Genomic DNA, 24,285 nt, shown 5'->3' on the forward strand with positions numbered 1-24,285 from the left:
CCACGATTGATAAAAGCTTGTACAAATCCTGCCTTGAGTCTCGTCTTCCATTCTCCTAATCTCTTATGCAATACATCCGCAACTTTCCGAATCGCAATCGCCAGACCTTAAAACCTCAATGCTAAGGATTTTACTAGTCCCGCACTCACAAGCAACCCGCAAATGTGGAACAACCCTTCCTTCCTCATTAGCCGCTGAATAAGAAAATTCTACAACTGTCCATTTTCCGATTTTCTCTCCTGTTAAACCCTTTACTTTTTGTTCCACCAATACCACCGCCTTTTAATATTTGCAAACACTCTCACTCATAAACAGGCAAGCAGACTTACAACGTCTAGTTTTCAACGAATGAGAATATTTTAGAAACTTTTTCTTGTCCTAAACTAAGAATAACATTTTTCAGACAATTACAACAACTTATTTTTACTAATGATGAATGACAGAGTGAATAAAACTTTGTATACTGATAGTCATTCGATGATAGTTCTGATTGAAAATTAGCTTTAAGGAAGGAGATAAGAATGATTCAAAGTATTGTCTTTTTTGATATTGATGGAACATTGCTCGATCATGACAAAAAGCTCCCCGATTCTGCAAAAGAAGCGATTCGCTTATTAAAGCAAGATGGCCATATAGTAGCCATTGCCACAGGCAGAGCACCTTTTGCATTCAAGGAGCTATGTGAGGAACTGGACATCAACTCCTATATAAGCTTAAACGGCCAATACGTTGTGTTAAATGGTGAAGTCATTCATAAGAACCCTCTTAATACCGATGAACTTCAGGCCCTGACGGATTTTTCAGCTGCCAATCATCATCCAGTTGTCTATATGGATCATGAAGGTATTAAATCCAATGTTAAATATCATGTACATATCAAAGAAAGTATTGGATCACTAAAGCTGGCATTTTCACACCCTGACCATGACCCGGAATATTTTAAGAACCGTGAAATCTATCAGACTCTCCTCTTTTGCACAAATGAAGAAGAGGCCGCTTACACTGGCCGTTTTCAAGAGTTTAACTTTGTCCGCTGGCATGAGTATTCAATGGATGTTATGCCAAAAGGCGGTTCAAAGGCTATAGGAATTGAAAAGGTCATCGAAAGGCTTGGTTTGACGAGAGAGCAAGTGTATGCGTTTGGTGACGGACTGAATGACATTGAAATGCTTCAATATGCAGGAAACGGCGTTGCCATGGGGAATGCTCACGATGAAGTAAAGAAAATTGCCAAGCACGTAACAAAAGATGTGGGAGAAAACGGTATTGCACACGGCTTAGAACTTGTTGGTTTGTTGGAAAGAAAGAAAGCAGGCGTTTAATGATTCAGCAGTTCCGTTACTGTGGCGATAACATGTTCATTCGCACATCTAATAGTGATGGAATTGGAGTTAAAATAATAAACAAAATAGCACACAAAAACGCATGGATATTTTTCTTCCATGCGTTTTCTTATGTCTATACTTTACATTGTCTTTCTTCAACGAAGCACCCGCTAGCACAAAAAATATATAGTTTATGAAAGAGTAACTTTTTCAAAATGTTCCACTGTTGGGAATGGGTCATAAAAATGGTGTAATAGCTGTTTCCATTCTTGATATTCAGTTGATTGTCTAAATCCAACTGTATGGTCCTCTAAACTTTCCCATTTCACTAAAAGCAAATATTTCCCTTCAACCTCCATACAACGCTGTAGATCATGAGATATGTAACCATTCATTGAAGAAATGAATCGAAAAGAAATTTAAAACATTGTAAAAAAATGTCGTAAGTTTGAATTTTCCAAAAATAATCCTAAGACAATTTACATGCTATACTTTTTGAAAGCGGATACATGCTTTAAAAAAACCCAGATGAAATGAGTGGATTACTATGTTAGTAGAAGACTTAATACATCGTTTTGAACTAGTAAAAAAGCGCAAGTCATTACATGCCAATGAATTACTAGACTATATTCAAAAAAGTTATATTTATGGGGAATTATCTATTGTTGAATACAAAAAACTTTTTTTTGAATTAGACAAACTTGAAGCAAAAAAGCCAAGTTCATTTTTTGTAAAAACAAGACCTATTGATTTGAAAAAATTTGAGTTAAGTTCTACAATTTAACCAATTACACTTTTAATTAACTGTACATGATATCGTATCGGGCACGAAAACAACGAATAAACATTGATCAAACTGCAGCGTGTGTCATTCGAATAAAATCCATTAAAAATCAGCGGCATCAATTGCCGCTGATTTTTAATGTTTCTTTTTATTAAAGTACCCGTCAGCTGAAGAAGGTCTAAAATTATCCTTGACGCAATATTTTTTGACACATTCTAGGTTTATGCTTTTCAGATTAAGCAATTGATTAATTACTGAAAGGAAGATACTATGCTTTCCGAAGTTTCGGCCAAAAAAAAGGAACGTTACAAATGGATCATTCTTTTAATCGCTACACTTTCACAAATGTGTGCAACATTTGTCACTTATGGAATGGGTCCGCTAGCTTCTTTTTATCAACAAAAATATGATTTGTCACAGTTTGAAACAGGATTAATCGTATCAGCAGTCAATATAGGACCGATCTTTTCTATGCTTATTTTTGGGAATCTGATGGATAAGTATGGAGAAAGATGGGTTGTCGGGTTAGGCTCTATTCTTCTTGGGTTAAATATTCTTGCCGCATATACAACAGATAACTATTTTTTGCTGCTAGTTATTCTTGCTTCTTCTTTATAAAGATCATAATGGCAATAAACATCGTGAAGAAAAGGACAGCTTCATGGAAAAGATAACGAAGATCAAAAGCAACTTTGATCTTTACCCTGTATTTTTTATCGGGATGACGATGATTTCTTTACAGATGATGATCGTCGCGCATTTAATGAGTTATTTTACGAACACCTTGCAAGTATCGCTAAGTGCAGCAGGAGCTTTTTTAAGTTTCGCGTTAGTAGGCGGGATGTTTGGAAGGATTATTTTAGCTTGGATCAGTGACACCCTTTTCAAAGGGAACCGTAGTAAACCGTTACAGTTAACCATACTGCTGACGGTGTTTGCCATCATCTGCTTGATCTCCTTACCCTCCTACCTGTCAATGTGGGGCATCAGTATTTTATCCTTTTTTATCGGTTTTCTAGGAGTAGGATGGTTTAGTTTATTTATTGTGCTTGTTTCCGAAAAGTCTAATCCAAATTTCATTGGATTAACAGTGAGCTTTGCCTTAACCGTAAATCAAATCGCCATCGTCATTTCACCATCTTTATTTGGACTGCTAGTGGACTATTTCACAAGCTATACAATTCCATTACTACTGCTATCTTTCTTTATTTTTATAGGCGGGTTGTGGTTAAGGTTGACCGAGCGTAACAGCCAGTGAGTTCATTTTTTATTCATCAGAATCTTCTTGGAATTGTTCATTTAAATAAGAATTTTCAGTTGTTGCGAAATTGACTGACTGCAGGCTAGTCTCAGCGTCCATTCCATAAAGTCCACTTTCTGGATTCTTTTTTAGTTTTTCACCTTGATTTTTCTCCGTTTGTTTTTTGTTCATTTTTTTCTCCTTTACTAGGTTATTTGCGCGCGAGCCTGTCCTAAATGCATCTTCTGTAATCTCACTCGTCTGAAGAAATATCAATGACTGAATTAGAACAATTGACTCCTCTCTTACTAGTCAGTCTGTATACTAAGACGATTTATACTCTGCCTGATAGGAGTTCTCTCCAGCATGAACTGAAAGGAGCGTATCTGCATAACCTACTAGGCGATTTACAATTTCATCTGCAAGCGCATAAACAAGAGAGTTAGGATTTATCAGCAGTTATGTCGTGATATGGCATTATAAGCTGTTCCACCTTTTCGTAGTCTAATGTCCCTATTTCTTTCAATAAGTTTGGGATAGCCTCCTCGGGATATCCATAATCACGAAGCAATCGTTCTACCTTCTCCATCCATCAAACCTCCGTTATTTGTTATTCCCTAACCCTTCGCAAGATGAATTTCTATTTTTCGTTTCCTGTAATTTGTAGTCTTCTTCCGCTTCTTTTGAAATAGATTCTAACCCATATCCTGTTGAACTTATTTCTAATATTTCTTCGTTAGCCTTTCTTTCCAAATTTAGATTTGAATCGTCATGATATTGATCTAAATTGTCTTTTTCCATATTGGCTCCTCCATAATCATTCTTTATAATATTTTATTATTCCCTGGTGAATCCTATTTATGAGCACTAATTTCTTCAACTAACCGGACCCGTCAGCATAAGAAGTATGCAGGTTATGAAAGGTTAACTTTTTCCAAAATGCCTCACCGGTAGGAATGAGGCATAAAAACGGTGTAATCTCTATTCTTATTGAGAAAGGATGACAACTTTAGATGATCTTTTATTCAAAGAATACGCTTGGGTATTCAACGACTCCTGAAACATTATTAAGTGTATTTTTTCGCAGCTCCAATACCATAAATGCCTCTTCAGGCACTTCAAAAGGTGCTTTTATTCCCCATAAGGATGCTTTTTTGAAGCCAAATTTTGGATAATATTCTGGGTGCCCCATGACAACAACAGAATTATATCCAAGTTCTTTTGCTTTTTTTAATGCCTCAAGAATTAAAAGCCTTCCTATGCCTTTATTTTGATATTCCGGCAAAACAGAAACAGGAGCAAGAGCAAGTGATTCTGCAAATTGATTGTCATTTAAAATTTTTATTTTAGATAAAAGAATGTGACCAACGATTTCTTTATTAATTGCCACTAAAGATAATTTGGGAATGAATGCATCAGACTTTCTAATGCGAGACACCAACTCATGTTCCGTTTTATCGCTGAACTCCATATTAGCAAATGCACTCTTTACAACTCTTTCAGTAATTTTATAATCTTCGGGTAGTTCTTGCCTAATTGTGATGTTCATTTTTATTATCTCCTAATTCATATAGTTTAGATTTTTTATTTAGCCGTATTTTATCATATCTGTTTCATCAACCATCAATCACTATTGGAGTGACTGCGGTAAAGAAGCACATGCCGGTCTAGCGCAAATGTATGTAGATGGTGAAAGATTTAAAGCATACTATGATAAAAAACAGCCAGGCGGAGCCGAGTTTTTAAGAGATGCCATTCACATTTATACGGGCATGAAAGACATGATTTAAGATGAATACACATTAATAAATTGAATATTGTAACAGTTCAACAAGGAGGAGGCTTTACTATCAAAATCTACGAAAACAGTCTAATGAAAAGAAGACGCCCCCTTTCATGAGGCGTCTTCCTTTTTCTCAAAAATTATCTATTAACCTTTAATTCACTCACCGTTACCGCTGCTTCATTCACAGCTTTTTTGTCAAATAAGAACGGTTTAAATTCCCAATTAGCATATAAACGGAGCTGGTCTTCGTAGTGCTTGCTGACTGTGCCGTCTTTTTGAATAAAACCGATTTGTCCCGGCGGTGTTACGTTAAAGCCTTCAGGTCCACGCGGTGTCATTTCGATATAGTGGTTTTCACTGCCGCGGTTCATTTCGATAATCGGCGTCGTTGAGCCATAGCCGTGCGGCACTCCTATTAGAGATTTCCCGCCAAACGTCATCGTATGAATAGGCGTGCGCCATTTTTCTGCTTCTGTTCCTTTTTCCTCGTGAAACTTAGCAAGTGCTTTGTCGGCACTTTCAAGGATCAGCTGTTCAGTATCTTCCTCTGTCCATTGATAGTTTGTCTCTTCTCCATTTAAAATCTTATAAGCGAGCGTGGCGCCATACCGATGATCCGTGATGACTTTCGTTAAATCTGAAAACTCACTTAATGGTTCAGTAAACAGCTCGTCATGCGTGCTTTTCCACCATTCATCGAAGAATGCAGCCACTCCGGCGTCATAATAGCCATCATTGTTTTTGTCTTCTTTTAAATTGTTCCAGTCTTTTAATTGTTTAATTAAATACGGATAATTCTCGTTTGCTGATTGATTCTGCTCCAACGCCTTGATTAACAGCGGCTTAAAATAATGCGTACGCAGCTGCGCAAAACTAGCCGTATAGTTGATCTCATTCAAGTCTTCGAGACCCACTTTCTCTCTTGCTTCCATGCCATTAATAAATTGCTGAACGCGGTTATCTTTCCCCCAGTAAAAACTGTATTCGCCATTCGTCCAGTCTTTTGATGGCTTGTTGTTCCAATTGACGACATAGCCATTTTCTGGGTTAACGGCTTGTGGATTTTTCTCAAAGGACTGAAATCCTTTCCAGTCATACTCGCCTGTCCCCGGTGTCGGGAACCTTTCATCAATTTTATTGCTTCTAATTGGATATTTTCCGACGTGATAGTAGGCAATGTCGCCTTTTTTATCGGCATAATACCAGTTTAACGACATCGTATATTCACTGGCCGCTTGCTCAAATTCTTTTAAATTTTTTGCCCAGTTTGCTTTCATATAGGCCTGTATGCTTTGTGCTTCCGTGCCGCGGAATGACCATGACTTGCTGTAGGCAACGTGATTATTTTCATCAACGCTGATCACAGGGCCATGGACTGTCCGGTAATAAGTTTTCTTTACTTTTTTCTTCTTTCCGTTCTCTTCACGGATCATGAAAGTTTCCGTTCTTTTCTCCATGTCTCTCCATTTGCCTTTATGAAGGTATTGCGAAGAGTTTTTCGGATTTAATTTTTCTTCAAAGATATCGGTTACATTCCCGTATCCGGCGGTAGCACTTAAAGCAAAGTGATTATTTGCACCGAACATGATGAATGGATAGCCGATGAATCCTGACCCTTCCATGTCAAATCCTGGAGAATGCAGGCCGACTTCATATAAAAAGCCCGGAGCCACAAAGCCGACTTGCGGACCGCTCAACAGTAAAGCGTTGCCTGTTTTAGATTTTTTGGAGCCGACAATCGCTGCATTGCTGCCAATTTTTAATGGCAGTCCAAGCTCTTCTGATGATTGAACAAATTCTTCTCTTTCTTTCACAATCTTCTCTGATGCACCGATTACTGAAGGAGAAAATGACTGGATAGAAGAATGTGATTCCTTTTCATTTGCTGGCTTTTCTTCACCTTGAATACTTGTAGGCGCTTCCAAATCATTTTTCCAGACTAAATCATCAAACATGTTTGCTGCCTGTTCTTTTCCGTACGTACCTTCAAGCTTTGCTAATAGTTCCGCATTTTTTAACTCTTGGTGATTGTCCATAAAATAAGTCATCGATACCATGTACAGACGGACAACATCTGTTGCATTCCATTTTCGTGGTGAAAATTTGTAATCATGAAACTCCTTGGAAAGCTTCTTATCAGGATTTTTCACAGCTTCATCCACATACAGTGTAATCCCCTCTGCAAATTGTTCGATTAACTGCCTAGACTCGGCATCAAGGTCGTTTATCATTTTTTTAATTTCTTGATCGCTGTAACCATCCCGTCTCGTCTGCTCATCTTTCAGTAAATACTCTTCACCGAAAATTTCTGAAACAGTCCCCTCATTTCCCCGCCGGAACATTTCCAGCTGAAAAAGACGGTCCTTCGCCATCACATATCCATACGCCTTATATAAATCTTTCTTATTTTTAGCATACAAGTGAGGCACGCCGTATTGATCACGAATAATTTTCACTTTCCCCGCTTTCTCATGTTCTTTCGCAAACACGATATTTTGCGGGAGAACTAACACGAATATCATCATAATTGACACTAACCACTTTGGCTTCATCATCCATTTCCACCCCTATCTTTCATTACACTTACAAAACGAATTATAGTTTTTTTGTTATGCAATATCAATTAGATATTTTAATCTTTAGAATATTTAGTTAAAAAGTAAGACGTTATTAGACAATTTTTTCATAATGTATCCGACTATTGATAGGAGGATTCTTTAAGACCCAAGTTCAAATAGTGATCTACTTGACAATAAAAATAAATTTTATTATTCTTTTATAAAATTAATAAAAAAATTTTCGTATAACTCCAATGATATGGTTTGGAGGTCTCTACCAGGAACCAATAATTCCTGATTACGAAGAAGGTACATGTACTTGTATTTTCTTCGTAATCAGGAATTTTTTTTACCTTTTTGCTTTTCAAATAACATAAAATCAGGAGGTTATTATGAATTTTGCAGCGTTACCTAAAATTGAACTTCATTGCCATTTAGATGGCAGTCTCAGACCTGAAACAATAATTGATATAGCAAAGAGAGAGGACATTAGTATACCTTCTTTTGATATTGAAGAGGTCCAGAAAGAAATCACGGCTCCAGTAGAATGTGAATCTCTTGATGAATATTTGAAAAAATTCGCAATCCCCAATTTAGTCATGCAGTCAAAGGAGAATCTAAGAAGAATTGCCTTTGAGCTTCTTCAAGATGCTGCACAGGAAAATGTGAAATATATGGAGGTTAGATTTGCTCCTTTACTTCACACTAGAGAGGGTTTAGATGTAGAAGAAATAATCCAAAGCGTCTTAGATGGAATAAAGGATGCCGAAGGTCAATACGATATAAAAGGAAATTTAATACTTTCATGTATGAGAACAATGTCTGTAGATAGCGCTTTTGAGGTCGTAGAAAAGGGGAAAAAATTCCTCGGAAAGGGAGTCGTTGCTATAGATTTATGTGCATCTGAAGAGGAAGGGTTTTGTGGAAACTTCGTAGAACCTATAAAATTAGCTAGAGAATATGGTTATAGAGTAACTATTCATGCTGGTGAAACAGGAATAGGCAAAAATGTGCTGGAAGCCGTTAAACTTTTGGGGGCTGAAAGAATTGGACATGGAGTATTTATTAAGGATTGCGATGAAGCATATAGAATAGTTAAGGAGCAACAAATTGTGCTTGAAATGTGTCCGACAAGTAACGTCCAAACAAAAGCAGTGAATAATTTTCGTGAACATCCGATCTATAATTTTCACAAGGATGGTATAAAAGTAACAGTTAATACGGATAACAGAACGGTGTCAGCTACAAATATGGTGAATGAATGCAATATAGTATTTAAAGAATTTAATATTAGTTTTGAAGATTATAAACAAATTTATTTTAATAGTGTTGAAGCATGCTTTGCAGATTTAGAGACAAAGGAAATGCTGAAAAAGTATATATAATGGAAATATTAAGCTGCCTAAATCCAGTAAGTAAGGGGATAGGCAGCTTTTTTAGGCACTAATCCAATATAAAACCCACAGCGTCCTTAGCAGCAGCCAACGACATTGTGTAATGATTTAAACCTTTTAAATTGCTTTTATCACATTCTTAACAAAGTCAGCAGGATTTTTTTGCTTGCTGTGTAAAAGAAATCAAGCTTTCCGATTCGGATAGTATAAAGATCTATACTTACTCCATTAAAGCGCCCTTCGTGGAAAAGCCCCTTTAGTAATCCCAACTATTATCATTATCAAAATCTCTGTCTACTCCGCCACTTTTAAATTGCATATCATAATCATCTGGATAACTATTGTACTCGTTGAAGTAATTTTGATAGCTTAATATTTATTTATATTAGTTTTACATTAAATCAATATTATTTACACATTGAATTGGTATAATTCGTGAGGAATACATATACGAGGGAGAGACAACATGAAGAACAATTTTTTACGCAGGATAGCAATTTCATCATTTGCTTCGTTAATAGTTGTTGGTAGTTCACTTCCAATAACAGGGGCAGTTGCAAAAGAAAAGGTAGTCCAAGAAAATTCAGAATCAAAATTACGTGAACCTGAAACAGGATTCCGTGTATTACCATATTTACAATCTCCAACTAGTACTTCTATGACTATCAGCTGGGTATCAGAGTTAAATGAACCTGGCAGAGTAATAGTAAATGGTCCAGGGATAAAGGCTAAAAAAGTGACTTCTACCCCGCATTACATGGAATTAATGGAGTATACAGAAAAAGAATTAGCACAAAAATTCACTTATAACAGCGGCAATGGTGTAGTAGAAACGATTCCACAAGGCTCATGGTTAGAATCAAATTCAAACTATAAACATTCTGTAACAATTGATGGGTTAAAACCAAATTCAAAATATAATATTATAATAAAACAAGGAAAAGAAACCCATACTTCTAAATTCGAAACTTTTCCGGATCGTGAAAATTGGGATGAATTATCATTAATTGCCTTTTCGGATACTGAAACAGAACCCTTTGGGGCTTTAGAACATCGTGAGTGGGAATTGCCTACAGTTAATCCTTATGCTCCAGGTTCAGAGGAACGTCCTGGTAAAGGATCTGCTTTTGATAAAAAATATGGCAATCTAGCACGCAATGGTATGTTTTTAGTACGTTATCCACTCGATCAACAAACTGCATTAAATGAAAACTTAGCTCATATTGAAGCGGCTGACCCAGATGCGTTACTTATTGCTGGTGATTTATCACAAGGTGCAGGATACCAACCTGCCTGGGATGAATTTTGGCGGCACTTTGCAGGTGAATATACAGATTTAGCTACGCACACGCCATTACTACCTGCTTTAGGAAACTGGGAAACTTATGCAGCCATTAATGGCGGATATGGTAGTGAAGAAGATCGTACACCAGCAGTCATTTCCCGTAATAAGTACCATGAGTACTTCGATACTCCTGGTGATGCGGAAAATCCTCAGTATAAAGATTCATATTACCGAACAGATATTGGTCCGATTACATTATTAACATTGGATTCAACCAATGGAATTCCAGATGAATCAACCAAAACAAAAACTTATACAGGTACAGTATACAGTGAAGATGACTCTGCATTAAACGAATCAGTATGGGCAGAACAAGGTGTGGACGGTGATCCGTACATTACGACAGATACACAAGGTGAATTTACAGCTGAATCTTATAATAATGCTTACACAGAGGTTTTCAAAGGAACAACAACCGAAGATTCAGACTTACCAAACTTTAATCCAGGTACTGAGCAATACAAGTGGGCAGAAGAACAATTAAAAGAGGCACGTGAAAAAGGGCAAATCATTCTAGTGCAATTCCACCATTCCGCTTATTCAAGTGGTGTTCATGGTACGCCTCCAAATCATGAAAAAGCAGACAACCAATCTGGTGTGGCAATGCGTGTCTATTCACCTATGTTTGAAAAATATGGTGTAGCTTCTGTTATTTCTGGACATGATGAAATGTTTGAACGTAGCTGGGTAGATTTGGATGGGGATGGCCAAGGTTTCCATTCTTATGACGTTGGTGTAGCTGCTGACGGTTTACGTGGAGAAAAGACGATGAAAGATGAAAATGGTAAACTTGTGCCTCAAAACTATAATACTTACTCTCAATGGAGTGCCATTCAAGATGAGCCGGAATTTTGGGCTACTAATGAAAATGGAGTAAAGCACTTAATTGATGGTGGTTTACATTACGGACATTTACAAATGGACTTCGTAAAAACTTCATATGGTGCGGAATTAACCTTATCACCAGTGTATATTTTCCCAATCCTGGATGATAACTATGACTTAGTTCGTACAGAACGTCGTGTATATGATGATGTCCAAACGATTTATTTTGATAAGATGGGAAATGTAATACAAAACTTCAAGCCAGAAAATTGAGGCATAATAGTATTATTTAGTATGAGTGATTTTCAATTAAAATTATAAAATTAACTATGAGTAACCACATACAATAAAAAACAGCATAGGTTAACCAACCTAATGCTGTTTTTTAGTTAGTGAAAAAGGAACACGTCAAGGAAAGCAATTGTCCGCTTCCTTCCTATGATGCTTTTCTCCCGGGTTATTAAGTTTTTAAACAGAAGTTGCTCCGCAATATGGCCCTTTTCTGGAGTAACATGATTAGAGTTTTACAACAATATACGAATGAAGTTCCTTGAAGAACTAGTCGATACTTTATAAAAGAGGGAAGTGTCGAAACTTGTATTATAGAAATTGTTGCGTTTTGTAAACGCTTTCAACTATAATTATAAGTGGGTTGGATGGCATGCGTGGCCATCATAGTATTTGGCGTAGGCGGGGCCGATACGGGGAAGAACTGAGAAAATTCGTTTTTATAGTAGATTAATTGAATCGTACATAATAATGCAGCCATGAGCTCAATGATATGGAAAGTTATTTATACGGATGGGAGGTTTTATATTGCCTTATTTCTGTACAGAAGATAATGTTAAAATCTATTATGAGGATAAAGGGCAAGGAAAACCAGTCGTGCTCATACACGGTTGGTCTTGTTCAAGACATCATTTTTCCAAGCAAAAAAATGAACTACTAAAATCGTATCGTGTAATAAGTTACGATTTACGCGGCCATGGTGACTCTGACAGGGTTGAATATGGTCTCACGATGGCTCAGTTTGCAAAAGACTTAAAGGATTTAGTAGATTACCTTGAACTAGAAAACGTCTCGTTTGCAGGCTGGTCGATGGGAACTCATATAATATGGGAGTATGTGAAAAATTACGGGTGCCAGAATGTTTCAAAGCTTTGCTTTATTGATATGACACCTAAGCTCCTTACGGATGAAGATTGGAAATTAGGGCTATTCGGTGATTTTGGACATGAGAAAAATTTACTGACGCTAGCAAGTATGTGTGCTGATTGGAATCGTCATGCAGAAGGGGTTGCTCCCGGAATGTTTGCCCCCACTTTTGATGATCAACAACTGCTGGAGTGGACAAAAAAGGAGGCCAAGAAGAATACCCCTCATGTGATGATTACTATGTGGATAGCTATGGCCATTCAAGATTATAGAGAAGTTTTGCCGCAAATATCTGTTCCTTGCCTTATTACATATGGGGCTGAAAGCTTCTATTGCAAGGAAAATAGTGAATATATCAAGTCTCAAATCCAAAACGCAAAACTTGTTACGTTTGAAAATTGCGGCCATGCTCTTCATATCGAAGATTACAAGAAATTTAACAAAGAGTTAATTGAATTCATAGGATAATAACTAGAAAAAGAGGCAATGAACTTTCCGATAGGAAAGTTTATTGCCTTTCATTAATTCGAAGAGCTTCTTTAGCAAATTCCCAGTTAAACCTCGTCCCGCTGCATCTGATTCTGAAATTGAGGTTTTCTTTTTTCTCTCATAGCGCTCACTGCTTCCGCATGATCCGGATGATGTACTGCTATCGCCATAAAGGATGACACCATATCTAGAGATTGTTTCAAGTTTAACGTTAAGCCATCGTAAACAATGCGTTTCGTCATTCGAATGACTTCTTGAGGAGCTTGAGTAAGCTCGTTAGCGAAATCTAATACCTCTTCTAATAATCGATTGTGAGGAACGATATGGCTGACTAAGCCTATTACCTTTGCCTCCGTCGCTGTTAAAATTTTACCTGTCCACAACAACTCCAAAGCTTTATCAATTCCGACGATGCGCGGGAGATAATACCCTCCCCCATCACCTGGCACTATTCCCGCCTTTACGTACCCTTCTCCTAACTTTGCTTGATTAGAACAATAACGAATATCGCACATTAAAGCCATATCTAACCCTGCACCTATGGCAGCTCCATTAATAGCCGCGATCATCGGCTTATCAATTTCTTCCATAAGTAAAGGGATGCGCTGAATATGTTTTCTTAAACTATTTTTCACATCTAGGGGTGAATTGGTGAAATCATCTATTTCTCCTCTTGTTTTGGCCATAAAGCCATCGTCATTCATCATGGCTTTAATGTCTCCACCTGCACAAAAGGCGTTTCCATTCCCAGTAAGTACACCTACATAAATATCATCATTATCTCTGATTTCCTTCAATGCATCGATCCATAACCTTATCATCTCGTGACTAAAAGCATTCGAAGATTCGGGACGATTCAAACGAATAATGCCGATATGGTTTTGAATTTCAAACTCTAAATCTCTCATGAATAAACTGTCTCCTTATTTCAATTTAGATAAATAGCTAATGAAATGAAAATTCCACCAGCGGGGGCTTTCTTCATCCCCCACTGATGGAATAAGAAACTCAGACTAAGAATGCCACATTTTGTGGCAACGCCTAAGTAACCAACCTTCCGTTAGCCCGAACCGATCGGGCGCCTGCCGGCAATTGCCCCCAATAGCTTGAAGCTTCGAGGCGAGGATCTTCCTGTCAGTGAATGCGGGATAAATAGTGCTTGTACATTTTTCAGGCCCAAGTACTTATAAAACATCTTCACTATGCACCTATTAAATCCCTGCTTCTAATCAGAATTATGTGCAACTTTTTTGCTTATTTATATATGTATGTCCCAAATTGAGGATTTATTCGGGTAGTAGATAAAATAAATCTGTAAAACTAGACACGAAATAAGAAGGTGAGCAAAAAAACACTTTCTCAAATCCTTGAAAAGTATATAGATAGGCATGAAGATGAACCGATTTAAAATCACAAACAATACTTAATGATTTACAACAGCCCTATTAAGTCTTTACATAAATAGCATCGCTCGGCTTCTGAACGATGCTTCAAGTTAATTATATACTTCTATGTTTTTCTACGAGTAAAACCCAATCGCATTTAACATCATTAGGATTCAGATAGGTATTGAATCTATTCTATTAAGAAATGACCTAAAAAACTTTTATTCCTCTGTAATTATTTTCTCTGCCTCCTTTTTTAGTATTTCTACCTTATCCGTGTTCTCCCAAGGCAATTTGATGTCCGTTCTTCCAAAGTGTCCATAGCAAGCGGTTTGAAAATAAATGGGTTGTCGGAGATTTAACATCTGAATAATACCTGCCGGGCGAAGGTCAAAGTATTTACGTATTAGTTGAACGATCTTTCTTTCTTCTATTTTTCCAGTATTAAACGTTTCAACAGCTATTGAAACAGGGGTAGCTACTCCAATAGAGTAAGCCAGTTGAACTTCACATTTTTCTGCAATTCCTGCTGCAACAATATTTTTAGCTACATAACGTGCTGCATAGGCTGCCGAGCGATCAACCTTAGTCGGGTCCTTTCCCGAAAAAGCACCGCCCCCATGACGTGAAAATCCTCCATACGTATCAACGATAATTTTACGCCCTGTTAAGCCTGCATCTCCCTTCGGTCCACCAATGACGAAACGACCAGTCGGATTAATAAAATATTTTGTGCTATGATCAATTAATTCTGGTGGCACTACGTGAGCAATTACATATTTATGCAAGTCTTTTTTTATTTGTTCTAACTCTATTTCTGGATCATGTTGCGCGGAAATAACGATTGTGTCAATGCGAACAGGCTTTGCATCTTCGTATTCTACAGTAACCTGAACCTTCCCATCCGGGCGTAAATAACGAATTGTCCCACTTTTTCTCACTTCTGTTAAACGTCTAGCTAGCTTATTTGACAGAGAGATTGCCAATGGCATTAACTCTTGAGTTTCATTGCAAGCAAAACCAAACATTATTCCTTGATCTCCGGCACCAATTGCTTCTATTTCATCTTCATTCATTAAACCTTCACGGGCTTCTAGAGCTTGATTCACTCCCATAGCTATATCAGAAGACTGCTTATTGAGCGCTATTAAAATCTTACATGTATCGGCATCAAGCCCATATTCAGTGTTTGTATAACCGATATTTCGAATTGTTTCTCTCACTATTTTTAAGTAATCTACAACGCAGTTCGTTGTAATCTCTCCAGATAAAATAATTAAATCTGAACTAACTGAACTTTCACAAGCAACACGAGCATTTCGATCTTTTTCAAAAATGGCATCTAGTACAGCATCAGAAATTTGATCACATATTTTATCAGGATGACCTTCAGTCACCGATTCTGATGTAAAAAGGGATCGTTGTTTTTTATAGGTCACTTTCTCATCTCCTAAATAACAGTTTTTTATACTATTTATCTTTAGGCCAAAGTTTCCGATTACCTTACAGAAATCTTTGACTAAAAATTTTCCCAGCTGATTTTCTATTTTAAGATATGATATGACAGTCGGAAGAGAAAGGATTGTACTATTTCCCATTTGAAAATAAATTAAATTAGCCTCTTTCATCTGAAAGAGGCTTTTCCGTATTGATATTAATATTTGTATTATTGAGCGATTTGTGATCAAGAAGCCAGTATACACCATCATGATCCACGACTACTTTCAGAAAGTCATCCTTCCCTGATTTATCGTTTGATTTCCACCTAGCATAAGTGATTGATACTAGCATTGATACAAAAGCATCTCGAAAATATTCATCCTTGAAATTTTCCTCATTCCATCCCCTAATATTTAGAGTAGAGCTTGATAGTTCATTTATCTTTTTACATGCTTCTACTAAGAAAGCCTTTTCTTCTTCAACTTCTTTTCTTTCCTTTACGTCAAACGGGAAATTGCTATGAGGGCTTGTTTCTAAATAAACTCTCTTTGATGCTCCCGATATTGGAAAATGATTTAGCCAATCACTAATCTTAAGATAGATTTCCGACTGCCATCTTTGATTGATTTGACTACCACCATTTTTTTCAAGTTCTACATCGCGAATATAGTATTCTGGTTTTACTGGAGGACTTAAACAAGCACCTATCGTGAAAATGATATATTCCTTTAAAAAAGATTCAACCGCTTTTTTATACCTGTTTTTAGAAAACAATTTAATATTACGGTACAAGAATTCAAACGCATCTTCGCTCTCATTCGTTTTTATTTCCCAATGTGCTCTATCTTTATACATAAGTACAACACAATCTCTTTCATTGTGATAACTGGAGCCTATGCTAACTCCAACAAATAAAGATCTTTCTTGAATTTCAATAAAATCTAAAGGTGTTATGTTCTTACTTTTTTCTTTCTTGCATCCCCAAGAGCTACCCTTCTCATTAATTAATTTCATTATTATTTCACCTTCTAACTCGAAAAATCACCTTCATTACGATCGATCGTTCTAAAATTATATTATTTCAGCACCATTCGTATTATGACTTTAACGGAGGTAAATAAAAAAGTAAAAAAAGCTGACTCGAAACAACAAAAAGCACGTAGTTTTGAGTCAGCCCCTTTTCTCACTTAACATTATCTTCTCAAAATGCTCGATCTCGTTTAACAACATTTATTAAACTAACATCTAAATAAAATAGGGAACAAGCCTATTTAATGCCAGCTTTTTATATCCTCTTCATCATAACTCATGTAATTTTAGATTATCTAAGCTATTTACAATCGCATCTTTTTGTACGGACATAATTTCTGAAGGAATCTTAAATAGAGGCTCCATGTTGGCAGGAAGGGCTTGATGAGGAACAGAGATTTCCGGTATTTTCTTTGTAATTTCTTTATGTGCCGCTAAATGAAATCCCCATATACCGAAAGAAGGTACAGTGACATTATATTCTAGAGTATGGAGGCCGGCTTTTTTAATGGTTTTAGCAATGCTCCAAAACACTTGTGGTGAATCTTCAGGTGAATTAGATTGGCAAACTAATGTACCATCTTTCGACAAATGGCTAGCCACCTGGCTAAATAATTCCTTTGTATATAATGAGCTAAGGACAGGGTTAACAGGATCTGGAAAATCGATAATAATCACATCATATGGCTGCAACTTCCCTGCTATATATTTCTTGGCATCTTCGATATGAACTTGCACTCTGTTGTCTAAAAAAGATCGATTGTTTTGAGCTAATAGTGCCGGTTCAGTTTTGGCAAGTTGAATGATCATAGGATCAAGATCAACAAGATCAACATGTTTTACGTTTGGATATTTAAGAACTTCACGTAAGGCAAAACCATCCCCACCGCCTAAAATGAGAATACGTTCATGGGACGCTGCCAGCTCCATTACTGGATAAACTAACGCTTCATGATAAAACCTTTCATCCAGGGAACAAAACTGTAACTCTTGATCTAAATACAAGCGAAGATCATTAGCTTTAACTAATAATATATCTTGATATTGACTAGATCCATGGTAAAGAATATCATGCTCCCCTGCAATTATTTCCCTTAATTGCTTCATATCCCAATCGTTACCTCGGTTATCTTGTAATTGAAATAACTCTCGTGTGTTCACATTTTCGGCATTCTCAGTGTCTGGCGTAAAGTTTAGTTTTTTCATTACGGTTGTATTTTTTGATTCTTCTCCACGCGAAAACTCGTACACTTCAACACGCCTAGCTCCCATTTTATGAAGAATATCTTTGAATGTCGGCCATATATCTTGATTACCACATGTATACAAATCTAAAGCCGCATATCCATGTTCTGGCCATGTATGAATGGAAAAGTGGGAAGTTGAAATACCAATGACTCCAGTTACTCCTTGAGGTGAAAAAGAATGAAAATGTACGGATAAAATTTCCATTCCTAAAAGATCGATCGCCTTCGTGAGCATTTCTTTTAACTGTTCTGCATCATTCAAAATACCAGACTGGCATTCAAATGCATCGATAATGAGATGTTGTCCTTTCGAATCCATAAAATCACTTCCTTTTTATATTTAAAAATTGATTGGATGACTAAATCAAATTTTCCTAATTAATCCGAAAATCACCCGCGCTCCTTCTTCATTCCCACTCACTTTCTTAAAATATTGTATGTCCAAACCATTGGATAAGCCTGTGCTCATTACTTAATTTTTTATTCGAAAAGACATACATTTGGGCTTTTATAGGATAATCAAACAAATACATCCGTTACTATAACAAAAAAAAGAATCCAATCTAAACTTGGACTCTTTTCTCCTAAAATGTGCTATTTGAATTACCAAACGGCAGCTTAAATTGTCGTATTTTAGCCGGCATCGCCCCATCTTCCTCAAGGAAGGGATACAAATGATCATTCCCGGCTAGAATTAGGAAGATCAAAATCAGGTTCGAGTCGTTTCATAAACTCTTCCGCAGCGCTGTATCCTTGCTGCCTAAGATACCAGTTATTTGCCGCCGCTTCAATTAACCCTGCCACATCTCGACCAGGCTGAAGCTGAATCTCAATATGAGGAATCCGAACGCCCATATATTCCGTAAATTTAGGCTCAAGCTCCAATTCGTTATTCAAGGAATTGTCCTGCCATTTGGTCAGTTCAATATCCAGCGTAATCCGCGTCTCATCCTGAAAGGCTTTTCTTCCATATAGGCGTACCACATTTAACAGCCCAACGCTGCGAAGGGCAAGAAACTCCTTCGTCTTCTCATTGTGAGTACCGAGAAGGGTTTGCGGGCTGAGCTTTTTCAGCACGACGATATCATCCGCTACTAGCCGGTGCCCCCGGCCGATCAACGTATGCGCCGTTTCACTTTTGCCGACGCCCGATTTGCCACGCAGTAAAATCCCCATTCCGGACACATTGACACAAACCCCATGCACCGCGATTTCTGGTGCCAGTGTCTTTACCATATAAGCATCGAGTTTCGCTATAAATTCGAAAGTCGATTCGCGTGTACGCAGCAATGGAATTCCTTCTTCCACGCAATATTGGGTCAAATACATGAGCCCTTCCTGTTGGGCCGTGACAATAAAACAAGGTGGATGATAGTTGACGATATTACCTATCCTTTGCTTGCGTTCATTATGGCTTAACGTATGTAAATAAGTTATTTCTTTTTGTCCAAGTACCTGCACACGTTCCATTGGAAAAAAATCAAAGTAACCAACGAATTCCAAACCTGGGCGATGCGCCTGCGATTGCGTGACCGTTCGATGCAGGTGATTTTCTCCGGCTAATACCTCCAATGAAAACCTACGAACCAAATTTTCGACAGTTATTGATTTCACGTCCATTACACCCCCATCCTTACTAGTTTCTGATTTTGGATTATATATCTGAAATAATTAGCCTAGTTTTTAAAGACAACAAATAAAAGATGCTTCAACCTTTGGCAGAGTAGGGTTTACAACAACCAGACTATCCAAAGAAAGGAGCGCCTTTTAGTGAATAATTATACCACACTTAACATGAATAATAGAAAGCTTTTCATCAAACCTGCCTTTTGAATATATATGCGAAAAAGAAGATGCCCCTTTCATTAGGCGTCTTCTTTTTTTCTTAAACATTATTTATTAACCTTTAAATACCGCCGCTTTCTTCATAGCTTCTTTAAACCGATCTAGACAGTCTTTACATATACATGTTTTTCTTAATTGCTCAGGAGGGACAAGTTCAAAAATCTCTTTCGGAAAGAATTCCTGGCTGCACCAGCATATACCTAAAGATTTATCTATGGAATTACAACAATTATTGCTTTTACTGCAAATTGGACAGCTTTCAACTAGAGCAATTCCTTTCGTCATGTTTTACCTCCTGTTTTTTGCTGAATTTTTCTTATTGTAGCATAGCACCCATCTTTTGAATTAGGAGAAATATAAAAGATTCTAATCTAACTTAAAAATATACTTATATACTAGGTTATTTAATCGTTTCTAAAGTAAGCTAGAGGAATAAGATAATAGTACGGGGGACAAATTTTTTAAAGGAGATGAATATAAATGCCCATTATTAAACCTTTTATGGCTTCTAGAAAATTTTCTGCCACAATAGGAGATGGTACAGGTACAGGTGCGACGTTTGCAATTGCAGCAACAGCCTTTACGGATGATGCTGGTGCAGCTGCTACAGCATTTCCGGGATCACTAGCTTATTATGTTTTATATATAAACGCTCAGCCCCAAACAGCCGATACCTCAACCCTTACTACTGCAACTATAACTATTCCGGGCGGCGATGTACTTGATCCTGCAACACCAATTCTTATTGAAGTTGTAGTTAACTAGTTACTCTTTATTTATTGGACTGGTTTTCCTTTAGGAAAATTGGTCCTTTTTTGATTATATGCATCACTTCATTCTTCAAGACAAGAGGAGATGTCATACATACAATGCCCATTCATTCATTAATGGTTATAAACTGAAGAGTAATTGGTGCACCTTGTGAAGGGGATTCATCTATCAGCAAGGTTAATTTTCCTTCTTCAACTTTGTAATCACTTTGAGGTTGGATAACGCCGTTAATAAACAAATTAATATAAGAAACTTCGCTTGGTGATAGTATCTCCGTTGTTCCATATTGCTCCAAACCATCACTATTTGTATACACAAGTTTCTGCCCATCTGAAAAAGTAAAGTATAATAAATTCGTTGTTGGTATGGGTCCTGGTATTGGCGGTCCAGGAGGTCCTGGTAACCCCCTTGGCCCAGGCAGTCCTTGTAGTCCTTGCATTCCTTGTGGTCCAGGTGGCCCAGGCAGCCCGGGTTCACCTGGTTCTTTTGGTGGTTCTGGCGTTGGACAAGAATAAAAACGGGGCCAATTGCTCTTTTTACGCGCTCTTTTTCGGGGAGTGTGATGTGTCGTTTTGCATTTTATCCAACGTTGATAAGGCTTTTTATCATAACAAAGATTTTTATTATCGAACAAAGACGCATTATTACAAGCTTTTGGCGACTGCTTACAAGACTGGTTATACTTAGTTGAGCATCTACATAAATCACCGTTAAAACCACAGTTCGGACACGAATTCAATAAACTCACCTCCTAATTCAAATACTATATTTTATTAACAACTAGATAAATTGCCTGTGCTTATAAGCTAGAAAAATGATGTATGTAAATTTTTGTTTCGGTTCAACTAAAATTATCTGTAAGATATTTCAGTTTCTATAATCACTGTGGGATGCATACTATAAAATGTAATTATTTTAAGAATTTAAAATTAGGAGATTGCGCTATGTCAGCAGGAATAGTGAAATTATTAATATCTAGACCTAACACAGCAACGGTCACTAAGTCAGGGGATGATTCTAAAGGTTTTATTGGGGGAGCTCCCTTTAAAACAATTAACGGGGCTATAGCGGCTATTAACACATCAGGTGCTGCCGGAATAACCATTCTTGTATATCCAGGAATTTATGATGAAAAAATAGTTATGCCCCCGGGGAATTCATTAAGAGGGATTAGTTTATCAACTGTAACGATTCGTCAACAAAATGTAACGGCAAATACAACATTAGTTACCATGGGCGAGAATACGAGAGTAGAAGATGTCAGTTTGCTTTTAACTTCATCAAATCATGTTGATTTAGTCGGAGTGGCTTTTCCTGGAACAACCTCGCAAACAGCTAAATTGCGAACAACGTCTCTAACAGCAGATAACTCCACTGCTTTGACGACTGGTACATCTAATGTTTACGGGATTCATTCATTCATTCGGTACAGGAAATCCTTTGGATAATATTGATGCTATTAGATCGTCAGTCATAACAGTAAAATCAGCTGGTCTCGGTACAAAACGGGCATTGTTAGTTAACACAAATGCACATAGATTTAATTGTCGTGACAATAATTTTTTAATAACGAGTGCAGGCGGGAGCGGTTCATATATAGGTGCTGAAGTGAACCAGTCAGGAGCACAGCTAGTTATACGGGCATCAACGATTCAAGGAATTACAGCCGATATTTCTCAAACAGCCGGAACTTTAACTATTGGCACTACAAATTTATACAGTTCAAACGCTAATAATTTAGGATTTTCTACAGTTGTACAGCCTTCTACTACTATTTGGAGTGATCCGGGCAGTTTACCTAAAGGAGCAATTCGTTTTTATCGACCGGGAACAGCTTCTGTGTCAACCACTGAAGTCTTTATTCGACTAAGTCAAAAATGTCTCTTGAAATCGTTAAATATACGATCTTTAACCGGGCCTGGAATTTCTAATACAGATGCTTGGACCATTCGGAAAAATGGTGTTGATACGCCTCTTACCGTTTCGTTAACTGGTACCCAAACTTCCAACATCAATAATAATACTTCTGTTTCTTTTCAAGCAGGAGACAGCCTCTCATTAAAAGTAACGACAAGTGCTGGAACCGCTATAACAGATACAGTTATTCAAGTGGATGTTTTTTAAAAAAAGAGGCGAAAAGAAAATATAAATTGATACTAAAGCTTATAAGAGTGTTAAGGGGCTGTTTCAAAAGCCCCTTTTTTCAATCAATCATTTTTTATAACTGTTAATATTCCCCTCTCTCCTCCGCCACTCCAGACCACGGTTTAAAGAACTCATTTTGTTCATAAGTCATGCTGCTGTTTGTATATCTTTCTTTGAGGTAGAAAGCAAGTGATGGATCAGTGCAATACACAAAACACCCTTTCTGTCCACGGGTCATGAGCGTACGATATGTGTTTCTGATCAACTCGTCAGCCAGTTTCACCGCCTTGTCAGGTTCCTCCTTCATCATTTTTTTGATGCCTTTTAAAGAAGAGTCTGTTTTGGCGCGTTTTGTGAAATCAGTCACTACAACACCATTTTCTACACGCATATCGTCTCCGATGATTACACCGACGTAGTCAAACTCCAATCCCTGACATGTATGAATGCAGCCCGCCTCTCTTATGGAGTATTCATTAATTGCCCACGTTTCAGAATTGCCGTGGTTCCAGCTTATTTCAAAATTAAATTCCGGAAGAACGATATCGTAATGGTCAGGATTATTCTTTCCTTCTTTGACCCAATTCCAACAGTAACCAGCTACAAGACGGGATTTGTTATTCGTTTCATTTAGTTTTTCGATATTATCTCCGACCTTAATATAGCGCTTAATAAAATCGCGGAGCTGCTTAGCTTGTCCTTTAATAAAAACAGGCGCCTGCTTGATATAATAATCATAAATAGGGTCTGTCAGCGGATCCTGTTCTCCCTGATGCAAGTAGTTGTGCAAGTAAGCGCAAGGATAAAGCGCCATGTCTTCATTTTGCGCATTCTCATTGTAATCCTGAATAAGTGATGCATACGACCATGCTTGGTAAGATGGATGAGTCGTCTCAATCAATCTTCTGTTCATCGCCGTTTTAACGATCGCTTCTTTCCCTTTTACTGCTTCCACCGCTCATCACGAAATGCTATCACTTTTTCATATAGTTTTTTCAAAGGGATTCTCCTCGACTCTTTTTAATAAATTTATTGATTTAATTATACACGGTTCAGCTGGAAAGTACCTGTAAGTTCATTGTGATTTAGATCTGAAATCAGAATCTTCTTCTGCTTCTTCGCTCTTACTCCATTACTACTGAAGAACGTTGCAATTCATCGATTGAATATCTTTTTAATTTATCTGAATGTATCACGGTAGTTCTCCTTCCAACTCTTAATTATTGACAGTAAGTTTTATTCATGATATTTTTATCTCGAATTAAAGATACTTTAACTCAAGATAAATTCAAACTAAAAAACGGGTAACCAATTCAACATATGGGAAAAAGTATAGTATTAAGTATCCCTTGAGTCAGATAAAAGGAAGAATTACCGTGACTAAATTGGAGGAATGTAAAATGATGAACGAATTAAAAGGAATACACCACGTAACAGCTATTACAAGTAGTGCAGAAAAGAACTATGAATTTTTCACTTATGTATTAGGTATGCGTTTAGTAAAGAAAACCGTTAATCAAGA

The 24,285-nt window shown here is 37.2% G+C and carries 22 protein-coding genes, 4 pseudogenes and 1 riboswitch; of the genes and pseudogenes, 11 read left to right on the forward strand and 15 right to left on the reverse strand.

Annotated elements, in window-relative coordinates; genetic code table 11:
* Positions 1–63 precede the first annotated feature (63 nt).
* A complete protein-coding gene (locus F9802_RS13990; protein WP_152152997.1) occupies positions 64–267 on the reverse strand; it encodes a hypothetical protein in 204 nt (67 codons plus the stop codon).
* Between the two features lie 254 nt (positions 268–521).
* Between F9802_RS13990 and F9802_RS13995 the strand changes: the two genes are divergently transcribed.
* On the forward strand, positions 522–1,322 hold the full coding sequence (locus tag F9802_RS13995; RefSeq protein ID WP_152153000.1) for a Cof-type HAD-IIB family hydrolase: 801 nt from the start codon (positions 522–524) through the stop codon (positions 1,320–1,322).
* 194 nt (positions 1,323–1,516) lie between these two features.
* On the opposite strand, the pseudogene F9802_RS14000 reads toward F9802_RS13995, so the two are convergent.
* A pseudogene (locus F9802_RS14000) lies at positions 1,517–1,729 on the reverse strand (antibiotic biosynthesis monooxygenase family protein); the annotation flags it as partial.
* 143 nt (positions 1,730–1,872) lie between these two features.
* On the opposite strand from F9802_RS14000, the gene yppF reads away from it, so the two are divergent.
* The 3 genes from yppF (at position 1,873) to F9802_RS20325 (ending at position 3,367) form a co-directional block, all read left to right on the forward strand.
* Complete coding sequence (gene yppF, locus F9802_RS14005; RefSeq protein ID WP_152153003.1) at positions 1,873–2,109, forward strand: YppF family protein; 237 nt, start codon at positions 1,873–1,875, stop codon at positions 2,107–2,109.
* 270 nt (positions 2,110–2,379) lie between these two features.
* Complete coding sequence (locus tag F9802_RS20320; protein ID WP_318636117.1) at positions 2,380–2,727, forward strand: MFS transporter; 348 nt, start codon at positions 2,380–2,382, stop codon at positions 2,725–2,727.
* Between the two features lie 43 nt (positions 2,728–2,770).
* Complete coding sequence (locus F9802_RS20325) at positions 2,771–3,367, forward strand: MFS transporter (protein ID WP_318636118.1); 597 nt, start codon at positions 2,771–2,773, stop codon at positions 3,365–3,367.
* A gap of 9 nt (positions 3,368–3,376) precedes the next feature.
* On the opposite strand, the gene F9802_RS19730 is transcribed toward F9802_RS20325, so the two are convergent.
* The 4 genes from F9802_RS19730 to F9802_RS14020 form a co-directional block, all read right to left on the reverse strand.
* Positions 3,377–3,541 (reverse strand): hypothetical protein, encoded by a 165-nt coding sequence (locus F9802_RS19730; RefSeq protein ID WP_191991980.1) that lies wholly within the window; start codon positions 3,539–3,541, stop codon positions 3,377–3,379.
* Between the two features lie 250 nt (positions 3,542–3,791).
* Positions 3,792–3,938, reverse strand: coding sequence for a hypothetical protein (locus tag F9802_RS19735; RefSeq protein ID WP_191991982.1), 147 nt, complete (start codon positions 3,936–3,938; stop codon positions 3,792–3,794).
* Positions 3,939–3,952: 14 nt separating this feature from the next.
* Complete coding sequence (locus F9802_RS14015; protein WP_152153005.1) at positions 3,953–4,150, reverse strand: hypothetical protein; 198 nt, start codon at positions 4,148–4,150, stop codon at positions 3,953–3,955.
* 220 nt (positions 4,151–4,370) lie between these two features.
* Positions 4,371–4,898: a GNAT family N-acetyltransferase gene (locus tag F9802_RS14020; RefSeq protein ID WP_152153006.1), complete on the reverse strand. Its 528-nt coding sequence runs from the start codon at positions 4,896–4,898 to the stop codon at positions 4,371–4,373.
* Positions 4,899–4,977: 79 nt separating this feature from the next.
* Between F9802_RS14020 and F9802_RS14025 the strand changes: the two are divergent.
* A pseudogene (locus F9802_RS14025) lies at positions 4,978–5,139 on the forward strand (TipAS antibiotic-recognition domain-containing protein); the annotation flags it as partial.
* 133 nt (positions 5,140–5,272) lie between these two features.
* On the opposite strand, the gene F9802_RS14030 reads toward F9802_RS14025, so the two are convergent.
* Complete coding sequence (locus tag F9802_RS14030) at positions 5,273–7,690, reverse strand: penicillin acylase family protein (protein WP_152153008.1); 2,418 nt, start codon at positions 7,688–7,690, stop codon at positions 5,273–5,275.
* A 224-nt stretch (positions 7,691–7,914) separates the two neighbouring features.
* Positions 7,915–8,014: riboswitch (purine riboswitch) on the forward strand.
* 71 nt (positions 8,015–8,085) lie between these two features.
* Between F9802_RS14030 and add the strand changes: the two genes are divergently transcribed.
* The 3 genes from add (at position 8,086) to F9802_RS14045 (ending at position 12,880) form a co-directional block, all read left to right on the forward strand.
* Positions 8,086–9,078: an adenosine deaminase gene (add, locus tag F9802_RS14035; RefSeq protein ID WP_152153010.1), complete on the forward strand. Its 993-nt coding sequence runs from the start codon at positions 8,086–8,088 to the stop codon at positions 9,076–9,078.
* 475 nt (positions 9,079–9,553) lie between these two features.
* Complete coding sequence (locus F9802_RS14040; RefSeq protein WP_152153012.1) at positions 9,554–11,530, forward strand: metallophosphoesterase family protein; 1,977 nt, start codon at positions 9,554–9,556, stop codon at positions 11,528–11,530.
* Positions 11,531–12,073: 543 nt separating this feature from the next.
* Complete coding sequence (locus F9802_RS14045) at positions 12,074–12,880, forward strand: alpha/beta fold hydrolase (RefSeq protein WP_225435359.1); 807 nt, start codon at positions 12,074–12,076, stop codon at positions 12,878–12,880.
* 86 nt (positions 12,881–12,966) lie between these two features.
* On the opposite strand, the gene F9802_RS14050 is transcribed toward F9802_RS14045, so the two are convergent.
* From F9802_RS14050 to F9802_RS14075, 6 genes are all read right to left on the reverse strand, one after another.
* Positions 12,967–13,809 (reverse strand): enoyl-CoA hydratase-related protein, encoded by an 843-nt coding sequence (locus F9802_RS14050; protein WP_152153016.1) that lies wholly within the window; start codon positions 13,807–13,809, stop codon positions 12,967–12,969.
* A 698-nt stretch (positions 13,810–14,507) separates the two neighbouring features.
* Complete coding sequence (gene metK, locus F9802_RS14055) at positions 14,508–15,725, reverse strand: methionine adenosyltransferase (RefSeq protein ID WP_225435364.1); 1,218 nt, start codon at positions 15,723–15,725, stop codon at positions 14,508–14,510.
* Positions 15,726–15,900: 175 nt separating this feature from the next.
* Positions 15,901–16,740 carry a hypothetical protein gene (locus F9802_RS14060; RefSeq protein ID WP_152153018.1) on the reverse strand — a complete coding sequence of 280 codons (840 nt, stop codon included), beginning with the start codon at positions 16,738–16,740 and terminating at the stop codon, positions 15,901–15,903.
* 285 nt (positions 16,741–17,025) lie between these two features.
* Positions 17,026–18,321 (reverse strand): adenosylmethionine decarboxylase, encoded by a 1,296-nt coding sequence (gene speD / locus F9802_RS14065; RefSeq protein ID WP_152153020.1) that lies wholly within the window; start codon positions 18,319–18,321, stop codon positions 17,026–17,028.
* A gap of 359 nt (positions 18,322–18,680) precedes the next feature.
* On the reverse strand, positions 18,681–19,616 hold the full coding sequence (hprK, locus tag F9802_RS14070; RefSeq protein WP_152153054.1) for an HPr(Ser) kinase/phosphatase: 936 nt from the start codon (positions 19,614–19,616) through the stop codon (positions 18,681–18,683).
* 285 nt (positions 19,617–19,901) lie between these two features.
* Positions 19,902–20,132, reverse strand: coding sequence for a cysteine-rich CWC family protein (locus F9802_RS14075; RefSeq protein WP_152153022.1), 231 nt, complete (start codon positions 20,130–20,132; stop codon positions 19,902–19,904).
* Between the two features lie 195 nt (positions 20,133–20,327).
* Here F9802_RS14075 and F9802_RS14080 point away from each other — a divergent pair, with 195 nt between their 5' ends.
* Positions 20,328–20,612, forward strand: coding sequence for a DUF4183 domain-containing protein (locus tag F9802_RS14080; RefSeq protein WP_152153023.1), 285 nt, complete (start codon positions 20,328–20,330; stop codon positions 20,610–20,612).
* 112 nt (positions 20,613–20,724) lie between these two features.
* Here the strand turns inward: F9802_RS14080 and F9802_RS19975 are convergent, their stop codons facing one another.
* Complete coding sequence (locus F9802_RS19975) at positions 20,725–21,357, reverse strand: DUF4183 domain-containing protein (protein WP_225435360.1); 633 nt, start codon at positions 21,355–21,357, stop codon at positions 20,725–20,727.
* 205 nt (positions 21,358–21,562) lie between these two features.
* On the opposite strand from F9802_RS19975, the pseudogene F9802_RS20160 reads away from it, so the two are divergent.
* Positions 21,563–22,742, forward strand: a pseudogene (locus tag F9802_RS20160) (hypothetical protein).
* Positions 22,743–22,845: 103 nt separating this feature from the next.
* Here F9802_RS20160 and F9802_RS14095 read toward each other — a convergent pair.
* Positions 22,846–23,718: pseudogene (locus F9802_RS14095) on the reverse strand (DNA/RNA helicase domain-containing protein); the annotation flags it as partial.
* 448 nt (positions 23,719–24,166) lie between these two features.
* On the opposite strand from F9802_RS14095, the gene F9802_RS14100 reads away from it, so the two are divergent.
* Positions 24,167–24,285, forward strand: a 119-nt coding sequence (locus F9802_RS14100) for a VOC family protein (RefSeq protein WP_191991985.1), incomplete at its 3' end; no start/stop codon positions are given.

Origin of the sequence: Bacillus aerolatus, from assembly GCF_009183655.1 — a bacterium.
GTDB classification, from domain to species: Bacteria; Bacillota; Bacilli; order Bacillales; family Domibacillaceae; genus Pseudobacillus; species Pseudobacillus aerolatus.

Bases quoted from the DNA above. Each gene is read 5' to 3' on its own strand.
- F9802_RS13995 (WP_152153000.1), top strand. From the start codon at position 522: ATGATTCAAAGTATTGTCTTTTTTGATATTGATGGAACATTGCTCGAT.
- yppF (WP_152153003.1), top strand. From the start codon at position 1,873: ATGTTAGTAGAAGACTTAATACATCGTTTTGAACTAGTAAAAAAGCGC.
- F9802_RS20320 (WP_318636117.1), top strand. From the start codon at position 2,380: ATGCTTTCCGAAGTTTCGGCCAAAAAAAAGGAACGTTACAAATGGATC.
- F9802_RS20325 (WP_318636118.1), top strand. From the start codon at position 2,771: ATGGAAAAGATAACGAAGATCAAAAGCAACTTTGATCTTTACCCTGTA.
- F9802_RS19730 (WP_191991980.1), bottom strand. From the start codon at position 3,541: ATGAACAAAAAACAAACGGAGAAAAATCAAGGTGAAAAACTAAAAAAG.
- F9802_RS19735 (WP_191991982.1), bottom strand. From the start codon at position 3,938: ATGGAGAAGGTAGAACGATTGCTTCGTGATTATGGATATCCCGAGGAG.
- F9802_RS14015 (WP_152153005.1), bottom strand. From the start codon at position 4,150: ATGGAAAAAGACAATTTAGATCAATATCATGACGATTCAAATCTAAAT.
- F9802_RS14020 (WP_152153006.1), bottom strand. From the start codon at position 4,898: ATGAACATCACAATTAGGCAAGAACTACCCGAAGATTATAAAATTACT.
- F9802_RS14030 (WP_152153008.1), bottom strand. From the start codon at position 7,690: ATGATGAAGCCAAAGTGGTTAGTGTCAATTATGATGATATTCGTGTTA.
- add (WP_152153010.1), top strand. From the start codon at position 8,086: ATGAATTTTGCAGCGTTACCTAAAATTGAACTTCATTGCCATTTAGAT.
- F9802_RS14040 (WP_152153012.1), top strand. From the start codon at position 9,554: ATGAAGAACAATTTTTTACGCAGGATAGCAATTTCATCATTTGCTTCG.
- F9802_RS14050 (WP_152153016.1), bottom strand. From the start codon at position 13,809: ATGAGAGATTTAGAGTTTGAAATTCAAAACCATATCGGCATTATTCGT.
- F9802_RS14060 (WP_152153018.1), bottom strand. From the start codon at position 16,740: ATGAAATTAATTAATGAGAAGGGTAGCTCTTGGGGATGCAAGAAAGAA.
- speD (WP_152153020.1), bottom strand. From the start codon at position 18,321: ATGGATTCGAAAGGACAACATCTCATTATCGATGCATTTGAATGCCAG.
- F9802_RS14075 (WP_152153022.1), bottom strand. From the start codon at position 20,132: ATGACGAAAGGAATTGCTCTAGTTGAAAGCTGTCCAATTTGCAGTAAA.
- F9802_RS14080 (WP_152153023.1), top strand. From the start codon at position 20,328: ATGCCCATTATTAAACCTTTTATGGCTTCTAGAAAATTTTCTGCCACA.